This is a genomic window from Mesorhizobium silamurunense, from assembly GCF_014843905.1.
Lineage (GTDB): Bacteria > Pseudomonadota > Alphaproteobacteria > Rhizobiales > Rhizobiaceae > Mesorhizobium > Mesorhizobium silamurunense.
The window spans coordinates 1-350 of record NZ_LPVS01000156.1 but is presented as its reverse complement, the minus strand read 5'-3'; the positions used below and the strand labels follow the sequence as shown (position 1 = coordinate 350).

Here is a 350-nt window from a genome sequence, read left to right as displayed (position 1 = left end):
TCAGCTCCAGGGGAATGGCGAGTGGGACGTCGGATGCAGCTCGCCTTGGGCGAAGCGCGAGAAGCGGAACGGCCGCAGCAGGTCGCTCTCGTTGCCGCAGATGTCGTCGGCCACCAGCTTGCCGACGCCGATCATCTTGTAGCCGTGGTTGCTGTCGGCGATCACGTAGACGTTCTCGCAGAATCGGTCGAACACCGGAAAGGAATCCGCCGTGAAGTTGCCGATGCCGCCGGACGGCTCCTTCTTGTATTTCGGGATGGTGCCTTCGAAGCGCTTCTGGCAGAAGGCCAGCGCCGATACCCACATGTGGGCAAAGTCGTCGCCGACGATGAAGTCCGGGCTCTCCGGGC

At 63.1% G+C, this 350-nt stretch carries 1 protein-coding gene; it reads right to left on the bottom strand.

Going from position 1 to position 350, the window contains the following annotated elements; translation table 11 throughout:
* Window positions 1–350 (bottom strand): FAD-binding oxidoreductase (locus AU465_RS32825; protein WP_192257139.1); only part of this gene is annotated, 350 nt, incomplete at its 5' end.